General features: G+C 70.9%; 17 protein-coding genes. 6 read left to right on the top strand and 11 right to left on the bottom strand.

What is annotated here, in order from left to right; genetic code table 11:
* Window positions 1-8: 8 nt before the first annotated feature.
* Entirely contained in the window at window positions 9-374 is a 366-nt protein-coding gene (locus tag GMA12_RS16060; protein WP_156270514.1) for a hypothetical protein, read from the bottom strand.
* A 260-nt stretch (window positions 375-634) separates the two neighbouring features.
* Window positions 635-1,381: a GAF and ANTAR domain-containing protein gene (locus tag GMA12_RS16065; protein WP_156270515.1), complete on the bottom strand. Its 747-nt coding sequence runs from the start codon at window positions 1,379-1,381 to the stop codon at window positions 635-637.
* 312 nt (window positions 1,382-1,693) lie between these two features.
* On the opposite strand from GMA12_RS16065, the gene GMA12_RS16070 reads away from it, so the two are divergent.
* The 3 genes from GMA12_RS16070 to GMA12_RS16080 all read left to right on the top strand — a co-directional run bounded on the left by GMA12_RS16070 (window position 1,694) and on the right by GMA12_RS16080 (window position 3,613).
* Window positions 1,694-2,398 carry a GAF and ANTAR domain-containing protein gene (locus GMA12_RS16070; protein ID WP_156270516.1) on the top strand — a complete coding sequence of 235 codons (705 nt, stop codon included), beginning with the start codon at window positions 1,694-1,696 and terminating at the stop codon, window positions 2,396-2,398.
* A gap of 35 nt (window positions 2,399-2,433) precedes the next feature.
* Window positions 2,434-2,805: a hypothetical protein gene (locus GMA12_RS16075; RefSeq protein ID WP_206064718.1), complete on the top strand. Its 372-nt coding sequence runs from the start codon at window positions 2,434-2,436 to the stop codon at window positions 2,803-2,805.
* A 73-nt stretch (window positions 2,806-2,878) separates the two neighbouring features.
* Window positions 2,879-3,613: a GAF and ANTAR domain-containing protein gene (locus GMA12_RS16080; RefSeq protein WP_156270517.1), complete on the top strand. Its 735-nt coding sequence runs from the start codon at window positions 2,879-2,881 to the stop codon at window positions 3,611-3,613.
* A gap of 427 nt (window positions 3,614-4,040) precedes the next feature.
* Here the strand turns inward: GMA12_RS16080 and GMA12_RS16085 are convergent, their stop codons facing one another.
* From GMA12_RS16085 to GMA12_RS16125, 9 genes are all read right to left on the bottom strand, one after another.
* On the bottom strand, window positions 4,041-5,024 hold the full coding sequence (locus tag GMA12_RS16085) for an AEC family transporter (protein ID WP_156270518.1): 984 nt from the start codon (window positions 5,022-5,024) through the stop codon (window positions 4,041-4,043).
* Window positions 5,025-5,043: 19 nt separating this feature from the next.
* Complete coding sequence (locus GMA12_RS16090) at window positions 5,044-6,372, bottom strand: enolase C-terminal domain-like protein (protein WP_156270519.1); 1,329 nt, start codon at window positions 6,370-6,372, stop codon at window positions 5,044-5,046.
* The gene (locus GMA12_RS16095; protein WP_156270520.1) at window positions 6,369-7,991 is read right to left on the bottom strand and encodes an aldehyde dehydrogenase (NADP(+)); all 1,623 of its coding nucleotides are present in this window, start codon (window positions 7,989-7,991) and stop codon (window positions 6,369-6,371) included. The genes GMA12_RS16090 and GMA12_RS16095 overlap by 4 nt, the downstream gene beginning before the upstream one ends.
* Window positions 7,992-8,092: 101 nt before the next feature.
* Entirely contained in the window at window positions 8,093-9,040 is a 948-nt protein-coding gene (kdgD, locus tag GMA12_RS16100; RefSeq protein ID WP_156270521.1) for a 5-dehydro-4-deoxyglucarate dehydratase, read from the bottom strand.
* A 153-nt stretch (window positions 9,041-9,193) separates the two neighbouring features.
* A complete protein-coding gene (locus GMA12_RS16105) occupies window positions 9,194-10,078 on the bottom strand; it encodes a LysR family transcriptional regulator (RefSeq protein WP_156270522.1) in 885 nt (294 codons plus the stop codon).
* A gap of 126 nt (window positions 10,079-10,204) precedes the next feature.
* Window positions 10,205-10,591 carry a universal stress protein gene (locus tag GMA12_RS16110; protein ID WP_156270523.1) on the bottom strand — a complete coding sequence of 129 codons (387 nt, stop codon included), beginning with the start codon at window positions 10,589-10,591 and terminating at the stop codon, window positions 10,205-10,207.
* A 47-nt stretch (window positions 10,592-10,638) separates the two neighbouring features.
* A complete protein-coding gene (locus GMA12_RS16115; protein ID WP_156270524.1) occupies window positions 10,639-12,174 on the bottom strand; it encodes a tripartite tricarboxylate transporter permease in 1,536 nt (511 codons plus the stop codon).
* Window positions 12,175-12,189: 15 nt separating this feature from the next.
* Window positions 12,190-12,699, bottom strand: a complete 510-nt coding sequence (locus GMA12_RS16120) for a tripartite tricarboxylate transporter TctB family protein (RefSeq protein ID WP_156270525.1) — start codon at window positions 12,697-12,699, stop codon at window positions 12,190-12,192.
* Window positions 12,696-13,685 carry a tripartite tricarboxylate transporter substrate binding protein gene (locus GMA12_RS16125; protein WP_156270526.1) on the bottom strand — a complete coding sequence of 330 codons (990 nt, stop codon included), beginning with the start codon at window positions 13,683-13,685 and terminating at the stop codon, window positions 12,696-12,698. The genes GMA12_RS16120 and GMA12_RS16125 overlap by 4 nt, the downstream gene beginning before the upstream one ends.
* 227 nt (window positions 13,686-13,912) lie before the next feature.
* Here GMA12_RS16125 and GMA12_RS16130 point away from each other — a divergent pair, with 227 nt between their 5' ends.
* The 3 genes from GMA12_RS16130 to GMA12_RS16140 all read left to right on the top strand — a co-directional run.
* Entirely contained in the window at window positions 13,913-14,725 is an 813-nt protein-coding gene (locus GMA12_RS16130; protein WP_156270527.1) for an IclR family transcriptional regulator, read from the top strand.
* Window positions 14,726-14,878: 153 nt separating this feature from the next.
* Window positions 14,879-16,180, top strand: a complete 1,302-nt coding sequence (locus GMA12_RS16135) for a glucarate dehydratase family protein (protein WP_370831863.1) — start codon at window positions 14,879-14,881, stop codon at window positions 16,178-16,180.
* Between the two features lie 615 nt (window positions 16,181-16,795).
* On the top strand, window positions 16,796-17,661 hold an 866-nt coding region (locus GMA12_RS16140; RefSeq protein ID WP_162459964.1), incomplete at its 3' end, for a cation:proton antiporter domain-containing protein.

The following is a 17,661-nucleotide window of genomic DNA, read 5'->3' on the forward strand; positions in this document are numbered from 1 at the left end:
CACCGAGCTCATGCCGCGACCCCGACCCGGGGTGCCGAGGGCGGCGCGGACCGGGTCACTGGTCGCAGGGGGCCCGTTGCCGAGGTCGCCGGGGCGGTTCCGGGGTCGGCCAGCAGGAACTCCACCTCGTGCGCCCCCGCGCCCGGGGCCTCGTGCTCGGCCGACCAGCGTAGAAGATCCATCGCCGCCGGCTCCACGGACTCGGCCCTGCGCAGGTCCACCACCACCCGGATGCCCGGCACCAGCCGGCGAGCGCGGCCGATCACCGGGCACAGACCCCGCTGATTGACCTTGGTCACCGCACCGGTGGCCGCGATCCGCACCTGCCGTCCGTCCAGGTCGACCTGCACGACAACAGCGATTTTCGGCTCCATGACAGCACCTGCTTCCCCACAGAAGACGTGCGGCCGCTTCTCAACCGTTCCCCTACCCTAAGCACACTTACCCTGCGCTGACCAGCACCCCGTCCATCAGGCACACCGTCGTGCGACCTCGCCCTGCTGGCAGCGGCCGGCCGCAGGTGCGGCGGTGGAGGCCCCCATGCTGCCTCGCCCGAATCCGGCGGCAGTCCTGCAGTCCCGCCCGAGTGTCTCGGTGCGGTGGTGCTCGCCGGCGCCCGGGGGCGGGGCGGGCCTTACCTGTTGGTGGTGGGCAGAGTGCCGGTGGTGGTCAGCTGCTCGGCCACGTCCCGCAGCTTGAGGTTCGTCCTGGAGCTGGCGGTGGTGAGCAGGAGGAAGGCCTGCTGGGCGGTGATCTTGTACCGCTCCATCAGCACGCCCTTGGCCTGGCCGATCAGATCCCGGGTGGCCAGGGCCTCGTAGAGGTGCTGGATGCGCTGGGCATCGGCGAAGGCCACCGCCGCGTGGGTGGCCGCCAGCAGCCCGACCTCCTCCGATTCGGCGGTGAACACCTCCGGGCCGGTCCCGTAGATGTTCAGCGCCCCGAGCTCTTCGCCGCTGGTGTAGAGCTGGAAGCACAGCATCGATCGGGCCCCGGCCCCCAGGGCGGCCGGGGCGAAGGACGGCCACCGGCGCTCGTCGCCGAAGTCCGGGACGCGCACCACCTTCTCCGCATAGGCCGCGTCCAGGCACGGGCCCTCCCGGTGCTCCTCCTGGAGCCGGTCCACGGTTGCCGGCAGCGGCGAGGAGGGTGCGTGGCACTCGATCGTGCGCCGGGCCCGGGCCACCGAGATCGAGGCGTGCCCCGCTCCCGGGACCAGATCCAGAGCGGCATGGACCATGGTGGCCAAGGTGGCCTCGAAGTCCTGCTCGGCCTGCAGACTCCGGGCCAGCTCGCCCAGCTGCCCGGCCAGATCCTTGGCCCCCGAAGTACCAGACGCTTCCCCGGGGAGATCGCTGGCGTCCTGGGACGTCGTGCTCATCCCCCCAGTCTCCCCCACCGGCAGCTGATGTCGAGGTCCTCCTGCGCGAGGATCATCGACCTCCCGCCCCGCATCGAGCTGCCCTTCTCGGGTCGCTTCGACGCCTGGCCCAAGGACCGGCCCGGTGGCGCCGACTCGCAGCCCCGGGTGTGTCGTGCGAGACCGCGTTCTGCGGACTGCTCACCACCGGCCCCGAGACAGGAACAGTAGACTGATCATCAAGAGGGCGTCGACACGGGGCACTTTCTTCGCTGACGGAGTCGGCAGCGGCCATCGCGCCAGCCCGGCCACCCCTGCCGAACGGCTGTTCCCATGACCCCTGATCCATCATCGGGCGAGCTGGCCACCGTCTTCGCCCAGTTGCACGGCATGCTCCTGAGCCAGGACGACGCCACCACCGCGGTGTCCCGGCTGGCCCACGCGGCCCGGCAGATGGTCCCGGCCGCGGCCGGGGCCGGGGTGTCCCTGCTGGACGAGGCCGGCACCCGGATCTCCACCGCCGCCACCGACCCGGCCGTAGAGGCCGCCGACGCCGCCCAGTACGAGCTCGGGGCGGGCCCGTGCCTGAGCGCCTGGGCCACGCAGGAGCCCCAGCGCATCGCCGACACGACCACCGAGACCCGGTGGGCGGCGTGGGAGGCTGCCGCGTCCGCCGCCGGGATCCGCTCGGTACTCAGCACCCCTCTGGTCCACCGGGGCCAGGCCCTGGGGGCGTTGAAGGTCTACGCCACCACCCCGGCAGCGTTCGGGCCGGACGAAGAACGCCTGCTGGGGCTGTTCGCCGAGGCGGCGGCCACCCTGCTCGGGGCCGCCCAACCGGTGGAGACCCCCACGCGGCTGAACGCGGCGCTGAGAACGGCCCTGGCCACCCGGGAGACCGTCGGCCTGGCCACCGGGGTGCTCATGGCCCGGGACCATCTGCGTCCCGAGGCGGCCCGGACCGCACTGCTGGAGACCGCACGGGCCCAGGGCCGGCGGGTGGCCGAGGTCGCCACCGACCTGCTGGAAACCGCCTAGCACCACCACGAGGACCATCAGGAGGGAGTCCGTCGATGACCACGCCGAGGGGTGCCGACGACGAGGCAGTCGTCCACGAGCAGGCCAGCTGCTTGCGGGCCACCATGCTCGCCGCCGGCATCGACCGGGGGCGGTTGTGGCTGTACTACTTCAGCATCGGCGGAGAGGTGTCCGAGTTCGAGCTCGACGCCTACCTGCACCACTCCCTGGCCCTGCCGCGGCTGCAGCGGGACCTGCTGGCCCAGGCCGCCAACGAGATCCTCGTCGACCTGGCCCCGCCCCGGGCGCCCTACGCCGCGGACCTGACCGACGGCCCCACGACCCCCGCCGGGACCGTGCCCGCCGATCACGGGAGCGCTCCGGTCCAGGACTGCGACGAGATGGACCGCAACGACCCCCGGATCTAGGCGCTGGGCGGCGCCCACCGGGCCCGGACCGGGCAGCCTGGGCATCGCGCCGACCCCGGACGAAAGGCAGACCATGACCGATCACCCGACGGGCAGCTCGCCCCTGGCACTGCTGCAGGAGCTGCTGCTCGAGAGCGAGGACATCACCGGCTTCCTCGACGCCTTCACCGCCTCCATCGCCGAGGCCCTGTCCAGCGACGGGGAGCAGGTGTGGTGCGCGGTCACCCTGCTGCGCCCGAAGCGGTCCACCACCGTGGCCTCCTCCAGCCCGCAGGCCGAGGCTTTGGACGAGATCCAGTTCCACTACGGCGACGGCCCGTGCCTGACCGCGGCCCGGGAGCACCGGACGGTCTACGTGTCCGACACCCGCACCGACCCGCGGTGGCCCGCCTACGGGAGCGCCGCCGCCGAGGCCGGGATCCTCTCGGCTCTGGGCGTGCCCTTCGAGCTGGCCGGGGAGGCCGCAGCGGGTCTGGACGTCTACGCCGACCGCCCGGGGGCCTTCGACGAGGCCGTCCTCGAGGTGGTCCAGGGACAGGTGGCCGCGGCGTCCACCACACTGCGCCTGGCCGTGCGCATGGCCCGCCACCGCGACACCGAGACGGACCTGAGAACGGCCATGGCGTCCCGGACCACCATCGACCTGGCCGTGGGCATCATCATGGGCCAGAACCGCTGCTCCCAGGAGAAGGCCGTCGAGATCCTCCGGGCCGCCTCCAGCCACCGCAACGTGAAGCTGCGCGACCTGGCCGCCGAGCTGGTCGCCACCGTGGGGAGGGGCCCGGCCAGCACCCACTTCGACGCCTGACCGCGGCGGGAAGCACGGTGACAGTCCTCTCGTGCCCCACCTGCGGGGTGAAGGACAGGCCCCGGCGGCTTCCTGTCGCACCCTCCGGTAGCGGGCAGCAGGTTGTTCCTGCGCTGTCAGCGCAATGGGCCCCGATGGGCCTGCCGGGCGGCCGCCAGGCCGGCGACCAGGAAGACGAGGGTCACGCCCAGGACGACCAGCAGGGGACCGACCGTCCTCCAGTGGCCGAACGTCATGGATCTGCGTCTGTGACCTGTCGGCACGGCAGTCCCCTTGTGGCACCGGCATGGCGCGCAAGAGGCCCTGCCGGTTGTCCTGCGGGCGGCAGGAGCGTGCCCCTGGTCCTGCCGATGGTCCTGTCCGCCTCGGTGTCCGATCGCCCCCATCGGCGAGTGACCGACCCCTGGAAGCATCTGCACGCAGGAGTTCAGTGCAGAAGCAGGCTGATCAGCAGAATCACAGGAAACGACAGCAAGGAGCTGAGGAAGATGATGTCCCGCGCCGCGTTGGCCGGCATGCGGAACTGGGAGGAGAAGAGGAAGACGTTCTGGGCCGTGGGAAGGGCGGCCATGACGACGACGCCCAACAGCTCCGTGCCGGCGAGTCCGAAGCCGAGGTGGCCGACGAGCCACGCCACCGCCGGCATCAGCGTCAGCTTGATGAGCGTCCCGGTGACCACGTCCGGCATCAGGGCGCGGTGGCGGAAGGGGCGCTGGCCGTGCAGGCTCATCCCGAACAGCAGCAGCAGCAGGGGCACGGAGGACTCACCCAGCATCTCCAGCGGGATCCAGAGCACCTCGGGCAGCCGGAGCCCGGTGGCCGACAGCAGCGCGCCGGCGGCGGTGCCGATGCTCACGGGGTTGGCCACCGACCGCACGATCGTGCCCGGGGTCGACGGCCTCTGCCGCTCCGACGCTGCCGTCCGGGTCGCCGTCGCCGCCCCTGGCCCGGATCGCCGGGTGGGACGGGTGGCCAGGGAGAAGAGCACCAGGTAGATCGGTGCTATGACCAGCAGCTGGGCCAGCAGCACCGAGACCACGGGGGCGGTGCTGCCCACCGCGTAGAGGGCGATGGGCAGCCCGATGTTCCCGGCGTTGACGTAGGAGGAAGCCATGGCGCCCACGGCGGTGCGGGCAGCGCCGCGCCGCAGCAGCAGGCCGCTGATCAGCGCGAACACCACCCCCGCCACCGCTGCGGTGGCGAGGGCGATCGGGGTGTAGACCCCGAGCACGGCCCCGAGGTCGGTGCCGGCGACGAGCACCAGCATCAGCGCCGGGTTGGTGAGGTAGTAGATGACCGGGGTGAGGCCCGCGCGCATGGCGCGGGCCTCACCGGGCAGCAGCGCGGAGGTGGCGAAGCCGAGCAGCGCGATCACGGCGACCACGCCGAAGCCCAGCAGCACCCCCGTCATCCTGTTCTCGCCCTCCGGCTCACCGGACCAGGCAGGGCCGCTTGGGGTCGAAGCTCCAGCCCTCGATCAGGTACTGCATGGCCGCGGCGTCGTCGCGGGCACCCAGGCCGTGCTCGAGGTAGAGCTCGTGGGCCTCTGCCAGTCGATTTCGGTCCAGCTCCACGCCCAGGCCGGCGGCGGCGGGTACCTGGATCGCGCCGTCGCGGATGCGCAGCGGCTCCTGGGTGAGGCCCTGGCCGTCCTGCCAGATCCAGTGGGTGTCCAGCGCGGTGATCTCACCGGGGGCCGCCGCGCCCACGTGGGTGAACATGGCCAGCGAGATGTCGAAGTGGTTGTTGGAGTGGGAGCCCCACGTCAGGCCGAACTCGTGGCACAGCTGCGCCACCCGCACGGAGCCGGCCATCGTCCAGAAGTGCGGGTCGGCCAGGGGGATGTCCACGGCGTTGCTGCGCACCGCGTGGGACATCTCGCGCCAGTCGGTGGCGATCATGTTCGTGGCCGTCCGCAGCCCCGTGGCCCGCCGGAACTCCGCCATCACCTCGCGGCCCGAGAAGCGGCCCTCGGCCCCGCACGGGTCCTCCGCGTAGGCGACGACGCCCTGCATCCGCCGGCCCAGCCGCACCGCCTCCTCCAGGAGCCAGCCGCCGTTGGGGTCCAGGGTCACCCGTGCCTCGGGGAAGCGCTCCTTGATCGCGGTGACGGCGTCGACCTCCACGTCCCCGGCCTGGACGCCGCCCTTGAGCTTGAAGTCCTTGAAGCCGTAGCGCTCCGTCGAGGCCTCGGCCAGGCGGACCACGGCCTCCGGGGTCATCGCCGCCTCCCGGCGCACCCGCTCCCAGGCGTCTGCTCCGTCCGGCTCGCGCAGGTAGGGCAGGTCCGTGCTGTCCGGGTCGCCCACGAAGAACAGGTATCCCAGCATCGGCACGGCGTCCCGCTGCCGGCCGTCCCCGAGCAGCTCCGCCACCGGAACGCCCAGGAACTGCCCGTGCAGGTCCAGCAGCGCGGACTCGATGCCCGTCACCGCGTGCACGGTGGTGCGCAGGTCGAAGGTCTGCAGCCCCCGGCCGCCGGCGTCGCGGTCGGCGAAGACGGTGGCGATCCGGCGCAGCAGGCTGCGGAACAGGGCCACCGGCTCCCCGGTGATCAGAGTTCCGGCCTCCTCGAGGGTGGCGCGGATCTTCTCCCCGCCGGGCACCTCGCCCAGGCCGGTCCGCCCGTCCGAGTCCGTCACGATCACGACGTTGCGGGTGAAGAAGGGGCCGTGAGCGCCGGAGAGGTTCAGCAGCATGGAGTCGTGCCCGGCGACCGGCACGACCTCCACCCGGGCGATGGTCGGCTGGGCGCTCATGCCTGGTCTCCTTCGGTGGCGGCCAGCTGGATGCGTCCGTCGACGCGCCGGTTGAGGTGCCAGGGGTTGGCGGCCTGCACCGGGGCGGGCAGCAGGGCGTCGGGGATGTTCTGGTAGGCCACCGGGCGCAGGAACCGCTCGATCGCCAGCGTGCCCACGGAGGTGGTCCGGGCGTCGGAGGTCGCCGGGAACGGGCCGCCGTGGACCATGGCGTCCCCGACGTCCACGCCGGTCGGCCAGCCGTTGGCGAGGATCCGCCCGACCTTGCGCTCGAGCACCGGCAGCAGCGGGGCAGCGGTGTCGACGTCCTCCTCCGAGAGGAACAGGCTCGCGGTGAGCTGACCCTCCATCCGGGCCGCCGCCGTCACCAGCTCCTCGGCGGAGCCGTAGCGGATCACCAGGGAGGATGCACCGAAGATCTCCTCCTGCAGCACGGGGTTGGCCAGGAAGGTGGGGACCTGCGCGCCGAAGACCACCGGCGCCGGGGCGTTGGCCGTGGCGCCCTCCCTGCCGCGGGCCACGACCTCGACGCCGTCCTGGGCGGCCAGGGCGTCGATGCCCTCCTGGCAGGAGCGGGCGATGCCGGGGGTGAGCATGGTCGCGCCCTCGGCGCCGGCCAGCGCCCGGTCCACGGCCGCGAGGAAGGCGTCCCCGGCCGCTCCGGCGGGGACGAACAGCAATCCCGGGTTGGTGCACAGCTGCCCGGAGGAGCCGGTCAGGGAGGTGACGTAGGCGCGGGCGAACTCGTCGGCGTCACCGCGCAGCGCGGAGTCGAAGAGGAAGACCGGATTGATGGAGCTCATCTCCGCGTACACCGGGATGGGTTCCGGGCGGGCGGCGGCCGTGGCCATCAGTGACGTGCCGGCACCGCGGGAGCCGGTGAATCCCACGGCCTTGATCGCCGGGTCCTTGACCAGGGCCTGGCCGATGCTCGCGCCGGGGCCGTAGACCAGGGAGAACACGCCGGGGTGCAGTCCGCACTCGGCCACGGCGTCGGTGATGGCGCGGCCGACGAGCTCTCCGGTGCCAGGGTGGGCGTTGTGCGCCTTGAAGACCACCGGGCAGCCGGCGGCCAGCGCCGAGGCGGTGTCCCCGCCGGCGGTGGAGAAGGCGAAGGGGAAGTTGCTGGCGCCGAAGACGGCCACCGGGCCGAGGGGCACCTTGCGCTGGCGCAGGTCCGGGCGCGGCAGCGGGGCCCGCTCCGGCAGGGCCGGCTCGATGCGCACGCCGCGGTGGTCCCCCTGGCGCACGACGGACGCGAACAGCCGCAGCTGCCCGGTGGTGCGGGCCAGCTCGCCCTGCAGGCGCGGCACCGGCAACCCGGTCTCGGTCGAGGCACGCTCGACCAGCTCCGGGCCGACGACCTCGATGTTGGCGGCGATCGTCTCCAGGAAGACTGCGTGGGCCTCGGGGTCGAGGGCGCTGAAGGACGCGACGGCCTCCTCGGCGGCCGCGGTGGCCTCGGCGAGCTGGTCCTCGCTGACCAGCGAGTACTCGGGCTCGAGCTCGGCGTTGGTGGCCGGGTCGATGCCGCGGGTGATGCCGTTGGTGCCGACGACCTGACGGCCGGCGATGATGGAGTGCCCGGAGAGGGCGGTGGTCTGGGTGCTCACGGACATGGGCTTCCTTCGCTGACTGTGGATGCGGTCTGTGGATGCGGTCTGTGGATGCGGTCTGTGGATGCGGTCTGTGAATGCGGTTCCCGCCGGACGGCGGCGGGTCAGGCCCGCTGCAGGGCGTCCGCCGAGGTGCCGGCAGGGAGCGCCTCGATGAGGGCGGTGAGGTCGGCGAGGTCGGTCTCGGTGAGGTCCTGCAGCGGGGGGCGCACCCCGCCGGCGTCGCGGCCCACGGCCTTGAGCCCGCCCTTGATGATCGACACCCCGTAGCCCTTGGCCCGGTCGCGGATCTCCAGGTAGGGCAGCACGAACCGGTTGAGCTTCTCGGTCACCGCCGCCCGGTCCTGGGCCCGCACGTCGCGGTAGAAGGCCAGGGCGAACTCCGGGACGAAGTTGTACATGGCCGAGGAGTAGGTGGACATGCCCAGCTGCAGCAGCGGCAGGGCGAAGGTCTCGGCGGTGGGCAGCCCGCCGAGGTAGAACAGCCGGTCGCCGTTGGCGGCGTAGACCTTGGTGAGGTGCTCGATGTCGCCGATGCCGTCCTTGAACCCGATGAAGTTCTCGTGGCGCTCGGCCAGGGCGGCGACGGTCTGGGCGGAGTAGACGGCGTTGGCCCGGTTGTAGACGATCACGCCCAGATCGGTGGCCGCGCACACCGCCGAGGCGTGGGCGAGCAGCCCGTCCTGGTCGGCCTCGGTGAGGTAGGGCGGCAGCAGCAGCAGGCCCTCGGCCCCGGCGGCGGCCGCGTCGGTGGCGTTGCGGATGGCCTGGGCGGTGTTGCCGGCGGCCGGGGCGAGCACCGGGACGGTGTCCCCGACCTCGTCCACGGCCGCGGCCACCACGGTGGCGGTCTCCTCGGGCGTGAGGGAGAAGCCCTCCCCGGTGCCGCCGGCGGCGAAGAGCCCGGCCACCGGGTAGGAGGCCTGCCAGGCCAGGTGCTGGCGGTAGGTGTGCTCGTCGAAGAGCAGGTCGGCGTCGAACGCGGTCACGGGAAAGGACAGCAGGCCGTCCTTCAGCTGGTCGGCCAGTTCTCGTGGGGTGCGGTGGGCCATGGTCGATGTCCTTTGTCTCGGAGCCGCGGTGCGGTGTCGCGGCAAGTGTCTGATGAAAAGCCTAGAAAGCTTGACGATGACTGTCTAAGCCTTTTTGTGGATGGATCGATGCACTGAGAGTATTGAATGGAGGTGAGACCTTGTGAGCTCTCCTCAGGGGGAGAGCAACGGCACTTCCTCCAAGAACCGCTGCAATGCGGGATTCCTCGCTCCCCGCACCCAGATGGCATGCAGTTGCACGACGTTCGGCGCGTGGCCTTCCAGGGGCAGATAGGACACGCCGGTGATACCGAGCAGCCGGGCCGATGCAGGGACGAACGCCGCGCCCCGGCCGGCGGCGACCAGGGCCACCATCGTGACGATCTGGCCGACGGTGTGGACGACGTTGCGGTGGTCGATCTCGACCGTGCGCACGGCCAGGTCGTAGAAGTATCGGGCTGTGGTCGGGGAGTGCATGATCAGCGGCACGCCCTTGAGGTCCGCCGGTGTGACGGGTCGTTCCAGGGACGCCAGCGCGTGGTCCGACGGGGTGGCCAGGCAGAGCGGCTCGGCCAGCAGCAGGCGGGACTCGAAGACGTTGCGGTCGAAGGGCGGCCGCGCCAGCCCGAGGTCCAGCTCTCCGGCCAGCAGTGCCTGCACCTGCTCGTCGGTGACCATTTCCTGCAGGTCCACGTCCACGTTCGGCAACGCCTGGCCGATCTCGCTGAGCAGCGGGCTGAGGACGCTGAAGCCGGAGGCGGCGGTGAAGCCGATGCGCACCATGCCGGCGCGGCCGGCCGCGATCCGCTGGGCCGTCACCGGAGCTCGTTCAGCGGCCACGACCAGCCGGCGGGCCTCGGCGAGGAAGGCGGTTCCGGCGGCGGTCAGGACGACCCGGCGGTTGTCCCGTTCCAGCAGCTCCACGCCGAGGGTCTTCTCCAGCTTCTGGATCTGGCGGCTCAGCGGCGGCTGGGTCATGTTGAGCCGTTCGGCGGCACGGCCGAAGTGCAGCTCCTCGGCCACGGCGATGAAGCTGCGGGCCTGGTCCAGGGTGAACATGATGCCCTCCGGGTGGTGGGGTGGCGACGGACAACTCATTTCAGCATCGAATCCGTCCGTCCGACGCCGCGCCCTGCCCGCCCGACGCAGCACCGCCTCGCCGGACTCTCGCCTCGCGCCTGCCGGTTAGGCCTTCACCGCCAGGACGGGACAGCTCGCTTCCAGCAGGATGCGCTGAGCATCGCTGCCCAACAGCAGCTTGCCCACCTGGGAGCGCTTGCGGATGCCGATGACGACCATGTCCGCGTCGGCGGTGTGGGAGGCCTCGATCAGGGCGTCGGCCCCGTCCGCGCCGGCGCTGCGCTCCGTGCGGGCGCTCACGCCGGCCTCGCGGGCGCGGGCCACCAGGGCCTCCAGATCCGACTCCGCGGCTAGGTGGGGATCGATGTGGGAGTGGCGGCCGCTGCTGTTCATGATGACCAGATCCTGGCCGAGCTCGGCGGCCAGGGACAAGGCCTTGGCGTAGGCGGCTTCGCCGCGTTCGTTGGGGACGTACCCGAGGAGGATGCTCATGTCGTCTGTTTCCGTTCGGTGTGGGAAGGGGCGGGGACCACGTGCGGTCAGTCCTGGTATGCCTGCGCGTGGGTGTGCAGGGTGTCATCGGTCCTGGCCTGCTGGCGCTTGAGCATCCACGCCATGACCGGGGCCGCGGCGAGGGCGAGGCCGATGGCGACGACGAGGGTGACGGCGATCGGGCTGGCGACGAAGATCGACAGGCTGCCCTCGGACAGGCGGATGGCCTGGCGGAAGGAGGTCTCCAGCAGTCCCCCCAGCACGAAGGCCAGCACCAGGGGTCCGGGCGGAAAGCCGGTCTTCTTCATCAGGTATCCGACGACACCGAAGCCGATGACCAGGAACATGTCGAAGACGCTGTTGCGCACGGTGTAGACGCCGATCATGGTGATCAGCACGGTCAGCGGGTTGAGGATGGTGGCCTTCACCGACAGCAGCCGCACGAAGATGCCGATCAGCGGGATCGAGAGCAGCAACAGGAAGAGGTTGCCGATGTACATCGAGTTGATCACGCCCCAGAACACGTCCGGATGGTCGGTGATCAGCCCTGGCCCCGGGGTGATGCCCTGCAGCAGCAGGGCCCCGAACATGATGGCCATCGTGCCGTTGGCCGGGATGCCCAGGGTCAGCAGCGGAATGAAGGAGCTGGTGGCGGCCGCGTTGTTCGCGGTCTCCGGCCCGGCCACGCCCTCGATGGCGCCGCGGCCGAAGCGCTCCGGCTTCTTGGCGAACTTCTTCTCGGTCGCGTACGCCACCAGGGAGGCGATCGTCGCCCCACCACCGGGGAGGACGCCGAGCACGAAGCCGGAGAGCGAGCCGCGCGTGATGGCTCCGGAGGACTGCTTCAGGTCCGCCCCGGTGGGCAGAGCGCGCGTGAGCCGCGGGGTGCCGGAGGTGGCCGAGGGCGGGGTGGCCATGTTGTACAGGATCTCCCCGACCCCGAACAGGCCCATGGCGATGATCACGAAGTCGATGCCGTCGGCCAGGTTGTCCGAGCCGAAGGTGAACCGGCTCACGCCCGTGACCGGGTCCCGCCCCACGGTGGCCAGAAGCAGGCCGATGGTGGCGGCGATCGCGGCCTTGCGGGCCGAGCCGTTGCCCAGCGAGGACACCAGCAGGATTCCGAGCAGGGCCAGCAGCGTGTACTCGGCGGGGCCGAAGTCCAGGGCGAAGGAGGCCACCAGCGGAGCCAGGAAGGTCAGCCCGACGATGGCGATGGTGCCGCCGATGAAGGACCCCACGGCGGCGATGCCCAGGGCGGCGCCGGCGCGGCCCTGCCGGGCCATCTGATAGCCGTCCAGGGCTGTGACCACGCTCGAGGCCTCCCCCGGCAGCCGGAGGAGCACCGAGGTGATGGTGCCCCCGTACTGGGCCCCGTAGAAGATGCCGGCGAGCAGGATGATGGCGCTGGCGGGCTCCATCGTGTAGGTGATGGGCAACAGGATGGCGATCGTCGCCGCCGGGCCGAGGCCCGGCAGGACGCCGATGAGCATGCCCAGGGTGACGCCGATCAGGCAGAACAGCAGGTTGGCCGGCTGCAGCACCACGTCGAAGCCCCCGAGGGCGTCATTGAGGATATCCATTCCGGGTGTCGCTTCCTAGAAGAGGTGAGGGATGGGCACGGCGAGCAGCAGGACGAAGAGCCCGTAGACCGCCACGGTGGCCACCAGGGACACCACGATGGCGGAGCGCCAGCCCTCCTTGCCGAGAACCTTGATCCAGAAGAACAGGAGCAGGACCGTGGGGATCTCGAAGCCGATCAGCGGCAGCAGCCCCGCGTAGACCAGGAGGCTGACGACGCTGAGTCCCACGGTGAGAATGCCGCGGTCGAACGCCTCGACGTCATCGTCCTGCTTGGCCCGCAGCAGCGCGGTGCCGGCGGCGGCGATCATGCACAGGGAGATGACGAAGGGCCACAGCCCGGCGCCCGGGGCGCTGGGGGAACCGATGCCCAGCCCGAGAGACACCACGAGACCGAACACTCCCAGCGCCAGCGGGACGAGGGCGCCGAGGCGGGCGGTGGTGACCCCGCCCCGGGGCGCCTCCTCCTCGAACTCGAGCTCGTGCTCGGGTCCGGGGTCCTCGAAGGCGACGGCGGACGAGCTCACTGCTCCGCCGCCGTCAGGTCGTACTTCTCCACCAGGCCCGTGTAGGTCTGCAGGTCCTCCTCGACGGTGGTGGTCACGTCGGCCGGCTCCCCGTCCCACTCGCTGATGAGGTTCTGCTCCAGGAAGTCCTGGAACTCCTGGGAGTCCTTGGCGGTCTCCACCGACTCGGTCAGCTTCGACACGGTCTCCTCGGGGGTGTCCTTCGGCACGGCGATCCAGCGGCGCTGGACGACGTCGACGTCGTAGCCGGCCTCCTCGACGGTCGGGATCTCGGGGAAGTACTCGCTGCGCTCGGCCGAGAACACTGCCAGCGGAACGAGCTCGCCGGCGTCGATCTGGGCCTTGACCTCGGCGAGCTGGGTGGCGGTGGCGTCGGCATGGTTGCCCAGCACCGCGGTGACCGCGGCGGACCCGCCGTCGAAGGGCACATCGGTGGCCTTCGTGCCGGCCAGGGAGAACAGGGCCGCCTGTGCGAACTGACCGCCCGTGCCCGCCCCCGAGGTGGCGTAGTTGACGCTGTCCTTCTTCAGCAGGTCCTCGAGCTTCGTGATGCCGGAGTCCTTGTTGACGACCAGGATGTACTCCTCCTGCGACACCGGCGCCACGACGGTCATGTCCTCCATCGTCACGGCATCGGGGTCCTCGACGAACAGCGGGGTGACGGCGAACAGGGACTCGGCGGCCAGCACGGTGCTGTAGCCGTCCGGCTGCGAGTTCAGGACCTCTTTGGTCCCCACGGCCGTGTTGGCGCCGGACTTGTTCTCCACGACGACACTCTGGCCCAGCGGCTCCTCCAGGGAGGAGGCCAGGGCCCGGGAGATCAGGTCGGTGCTGCCGCCGGGGCTGGAGGGGGCGGTGAGATTGACCGACTTGGTCGGGTACTCGGCGGAGCCGGAGGCCGTCTCGACGCCACCGCAGCCGGTGAGGACCAGGGACAGGAGGCCGAGGCCGGTGACGGCGGAGACGGCGTGCTTGGTGGTGTTCATCGTGGAGTTTTCCTCTGCTGGAAGGGGCCGGTCGGTGAAGACGGCCGGCCGAGCGGAACACTGGTTGCCACAGGTATGGCAGCGCCGGGTGCGATGCGGAAGCGATCCTGGCCGGAGCCAAGCTGTTCGTCTACATATGTAGACAGAAGTTCGTGATGAGGCTCATAGTTGTGTATGGAACAGATCACTGTCAAGGGCACGAGGACTCGAATCGAAGGAGCATCGACATGGCGCAGCAGACGGCGGCTGCAGGAGCGGCCGCGGGCAACGGGGTGCGCGGAGTGAAGTCTGCCGCCCGCACCGTGGAGGTCCTCGAGGTGCTGGCCGCCCGGGGCAACGAACCCGTCACCGTGCGAGAGCTGTGCGATGCCATGGAGGCGCCGCGCAGCAGCGTCTACGCCCTGCTGCGCACGCTCACCGAGCTCGGCTGGGTGCGCAGCGATTCCACCCACTCGCTGTACAGCATCGGCATCCGGGCCCTGCTGGCCGGCACCACCTATCTGGACACGGACCCCCTGCTCCAGGTGGTTCAGCCCCATGTGGACCAGGTCAGCCGCCAGCTGGAGGAGACCGTGCACTACGGTCGGCTCGATCGCACGGACATCGTCTACCTCGCCACCCACCAGTCCGCCGCCTACGAACGGGCCCGCAACCGGGTCGGCCGGCGCCTGCCCGCTTACTCCACCTCTCTGGGCAAGGCCGTGCTGGCGCACTTCGACGACCAGGAGCTGGAGGCCCACCTGCCCCCTGTGCTCACCCCTCTCACCCCCACCACCATCACCTCACGGGAGGCCCTGCGGGAGGACCTCGCCGTCACCCGGGAGCGCGGCTACGCGATCGACGACGAGGAGAACACCCCGGGACTGCGCTGCTTCGGCGTCGCGCTGCCGATCCGCTCGGGGATCACGGACGCCCTCAGCTGCTCGGTGCCGCTCGATCGCCTGACCCCGGAGCACGAGCGCGAGATCATCGCCGCGCTGCGGTCCACTGCTGATGTCACTCTGCAGATCGTGCGAGGACTGGGCGGACTGCTCGGCTGATCCGAGGAGGAGATCGCCCGTCGATGCCATTTGTGGATCGCTCGGTGCTTTCTTTGCCTTGTACACGTATTACCTTCCGTGTCTACGCTCGGCGCAGGATCCGGCGGCCCAGCACGGCCCGCCCACACTCCCTTCCACCAGAAAGCGTCTCCCGTGACCCAGCACATCGTTCAGGAAGAACTCCTCGGCCAGGTCTCCATCTCGGGGGTCACCATCACGCCGGTGGCCTTCACGGACCCGCCCCTGCTCAACGCCGTAGGGGTGCACGAACCCTACGCCCTGCGCGCCGTCGTGCAGGTGCACACCGACGCCGGGATCAGCGGACTCGGGGAGACCTACGGCGATGCGGGTCACCTGCAGCGTCTGCAGGTGGCAGCCGAGGCCGTCACCGGCGCCGACGTCTTCAACATCAACCTCCTCCGGCAGCGGGTCGCAGCCGCCCTGGCCCGGGACACTGTTCAGGGCGGGCACGGCATGAGCGGGATGGTGACCGGCTCCTCCACCGCCGACCGCGTGCTGTCCCCCTTCGACGTCGCCGCCCTCGACATCCAGGGCAAGCTACTGGGCCGCCCGGTCAGCGACCTGCTCGGCGGTGCGGTGCGGGAGTCCGTGCCTTTCAGCGGCTACCTCTTCTACAAGTGGGCCGGCCATCCCGGCCATGACGAGGACTCCTGGGGGGCGGCCGTGGACCCGGACGGCGTCGTCCGGCAGGCCCGCCGGATGGTGGACGAGTACGGGTTCAGCGCGCTGAAGCTGAAGGCCGGCGTGTTCCACCCCGACCAGGAGATCGCGGCCATGGAGGCGCTGCGCGAAGAGTTCCCCGACCTGCCGCTGCGGATCGACCCGAACGCCGCCTGGTCCGTGGAGACCTCCATCCGGGTCGGCCACGCACTGGACGGGGTGCTGGAGTACCTCGAGGACCCCACGCCCGGGATCGAAGGCATGGCACAGGTACGCCAGGCCGTGTCGATGCCTCTGGCCACCAACATGTGCGTGGTGAGCTTCGCCGACGTGCCCCCCGCCGTCGCCGCCGGCGCGGTGGACGTGATCCTGTCCGACCACCACTTCTGGGGCGGTCTGCGCCGCTCCCAGGCCCTGGCCGGCATCACCGAGACCTTCGGGTTGGGGCTGTCCATGCACTCCAACTCCCACCTCGGCATCAGCCTGGCCGCCATGGTGCACCTCGCGGCCGCCACCCCGAACCTCGACTACGCCTGCGACACCCACTGGCCGTGGAAGGACCCCGACGAGGACGTGGTCCTGCCCGGAGCCCTGCGCTTCACCGACGGCGCAGTGCCCGTGCCGACCGCCCCGGGCCTGGGCGTCGAGCTGGACCAGGACGGGCTGGAGAAACTGCACCAGCAGTACCTCGAGTGCGGGCTGCGCGGCAGAGACGACACCGGCTACATGCAGCGGATCAACCCGGAGTACGAGTTGAGAAGCCCGCGTTGGTGATAGCGCCCTCGACAATTTCACGTCCTTCCGCCCTGGGCACGGACACCAGCCCCGGTTGAGGCGGTCCGCGACATCCATCAGCCACCACCAGGTTCCGCCCCCTGCGCTTACCTCGTCCGGGGCGCAGGGGGCGGCTCCATCCGGGAATGCCGCACGATCGGTGACGGTGGGTTCTAGCTGTGGTTCCCCGACACGTTGTGGCCGCCGACCGGCTGCGGCAGGTCGGTCTCCCCGGTGAACGAGCCGACACCCAGGCGGGTGCGGCCCTCCGTGAGCGTCGCGGTCACCTGCGGTGCGATCTGCCCAGCGGCCGGGTCGGCGGTGCACCGCTCGGTCGATGCAGTCAGGGCGATGTTGATGGCGTCTCGTGATGACAGTTGACTGATCGAACCATCAGCTCGCTTAATAGGTTCTCGTACTTCTGTGGTCCCCGCCACGAGAAGGCCCACGTCCGAAGCGGCTTCACGGCGCTTCCCCGACAAGGTCTCCCTCAGCTGGGAGGTGTTCTCCGGTGGTGCGCATGCGAAGGATGAGGTCCTCGGCCCCGTGAGCACGGTTGCGGCCGCAGGAGTAGCCCCAGGTGCAGTGCTGCGTCGCTGCGGGAACGAGGTTGAGGTGTTCGACGCCCCGAGTCTGATCTTCGCCGCCGCCGGTCTGGCGGTGTTCGCCGCCGCGCTGCTCCCCCGGTTGCTGATGCGCGCCCCCGTCTCGATGCCCATGGTGTTCCTCGGAGCAGGAGTGGTGATCTTCTCCCTGGCGGAGGGCCTGCCGAGTCCGGACCCGGTGGCCCACGGCGAGATCACCCTGCACCTGAGCGAGATCTGCGTCATCGTCTCCCTGATGGGCGCGGGCCTGGCCCTGGACCGCCCCCTGGGACGCGCGCGGTGGGCCACCACCTGGCGGCTGCTGGGCATCGTCATGCCGCTGTGCCTCGTGGGGCTGACCCTGCTGGGGTTATCGGTGCTGGGGCTGAGCCTGGCCGCCGCCCTGCTCGTGGCCGCGGCCCTGGCCCCCACCGACCCGGTCCTGGCCTCCGAGGTCCAGGTCGCAGCGCCCTCGGAGGCCCAGGAGGACCTCGACGGGGAGGACGAGGTCCGCTTCGGCCTCACCTCCGAGGCCGGGCTCAACGACGGACTGGCCTTCCCCTTCGTCTACCTCGCCATCGCCCTCAGCGTCGTGGGCACCGCGCCCGCGGCGTGGCTGCCGCACTTCACCGCCGTGGACGTGGTCTGGCGGATCGCGATCGGCTGCCTCGCCGGGTTCGCGGTGGGCAAGCTGCTGGGCCGGATCTTCTTCCGCTCCCCGATCGACAGCATCCGCATGGCCTCCCACTCCGAGGGCTTCGTCGCCCTGGCCGCGACCTTCCTCACCTACGGGATCACCGAGATGATCGAGGGCTACGGGTTCATCGCCGTGTTCGTGTGCGCGCTCACCATCCGGGCCGGTGAGCGGACCCACGGCTACCACGGGGTGCTGCACAG

This window comes from Kocuria sediminis (assembly GCF_009735315.1).
Taxonomy (GTDB): domain Bacteria; phylum Actinomycetota; class Actinomycetes; order Actinomycetales; family Micrococcaceae; genus Kocuria; species Kocuria turfanensis.

Excerpts from the sequence above, each read along its gene's own strand:
- GMA12_RS16060 (WP_156270514.1), bottom strand. The coding sequence starts at position 374 with ATGGAGCCGAAAATCGCTGTTGTCGTGCAGGTCGACCTGGACGGACGG.
- GMA12_RS16065 (WP_156270515.1), bottom strand. The coding sequence starts at position 1,381 with ATGAGCACGACGTCCCAGGACGCCAGCGATCTCCCCGGGGAAGCGTCT.
- GMA12_RS16070 (WP_156270516.1), top strand. The coding sequence starts at position 1,694 with ATGACCCCTGATCCATCATCGGGCGAGCTGGCCACCGTCTTCGCCCAG.
- GMA12_RS16075 (WP_206064718.1), top strand. The coding sequence starts at position 2,434 with ATGACCACGCCGAGGGGTGCCGACGACGAGGCAGTCGTCCACGAGCAG.
- GMA12_RS16080 (WP_156270517.1), top strand. The coding sequence starts at position 2,879 with ATGACCGATCACCCGACGGGCAGCTCGCCCCTGGCACTGCTGCAGGAG.
- GMA12_RS16085 (WP_156270518.1), bottom strand. The coding sequence starts at position 5,024 with ATGACGGGGGTGCTGCTGGGCTTCGGCGTGGTCGCCGTGATCGCGCTG.
- GMA12_RS16090 (WP_156270519.1), bottom strand. The coding sequence starts at position 6,372 with ATGAGCGCCCAGCCGACCATCGCCCGGGTGGAGGTCGTGCCGGTCGCC.
- GMA12_RS16095 (WP_156270520.1), bottom strand. The coding sequence starts at position 7,991 with ATGTCCGTGAGCACCCAGACCACCGCCCTCTCCGGGCACTCCATCATC.
- kdgD (WP_156270521.1), bottom strand. The coding sequence starts at position 9,040 with ATGGCCCACCGCACCCCACGAGAACTGGCCGACCAGCTGAAGGACGGC.
- GMA12_RS16105 (WP_156270522.1), bottom strand. The coding sequence starts at position 10,078 with ATGTTCACCCTGGACCAGGCCCGCAGCTTCATCGCCGTGGCCGAGGAG.
- GMA12_RS16110 (WP_156270523.1), bottom strand. The coding sequence starts at position 10,591 with ATGAGCATCCTCCTCGGGTACGTCCCCAACGAACGCGGCGAAGCCGCC.
- GMA12_RS16115 (WP_156270524.1), bottom strand. The coding sequence starts at position 12,174 with ATGGATATCCTCAATGACGCCCTCGGGGGCTTCGACGTGGTGCTGCAG.
- GMA12_RS16125 (WP_156270526.1), bottom strand. The coding sequence starts at position 13,685 with ATGAACACCACCAAGCACGCCGTCTCCGCCGTCACCGGCCTCGGCCTC.
- GMA12_RS16130 (WP_156270527.1), top strand. The coding sequence starts at position 13,913 with ATGGCGCAGCAGACGGCGGCTGCAGGAGCGGCCGCGGGCAACGGGGTG.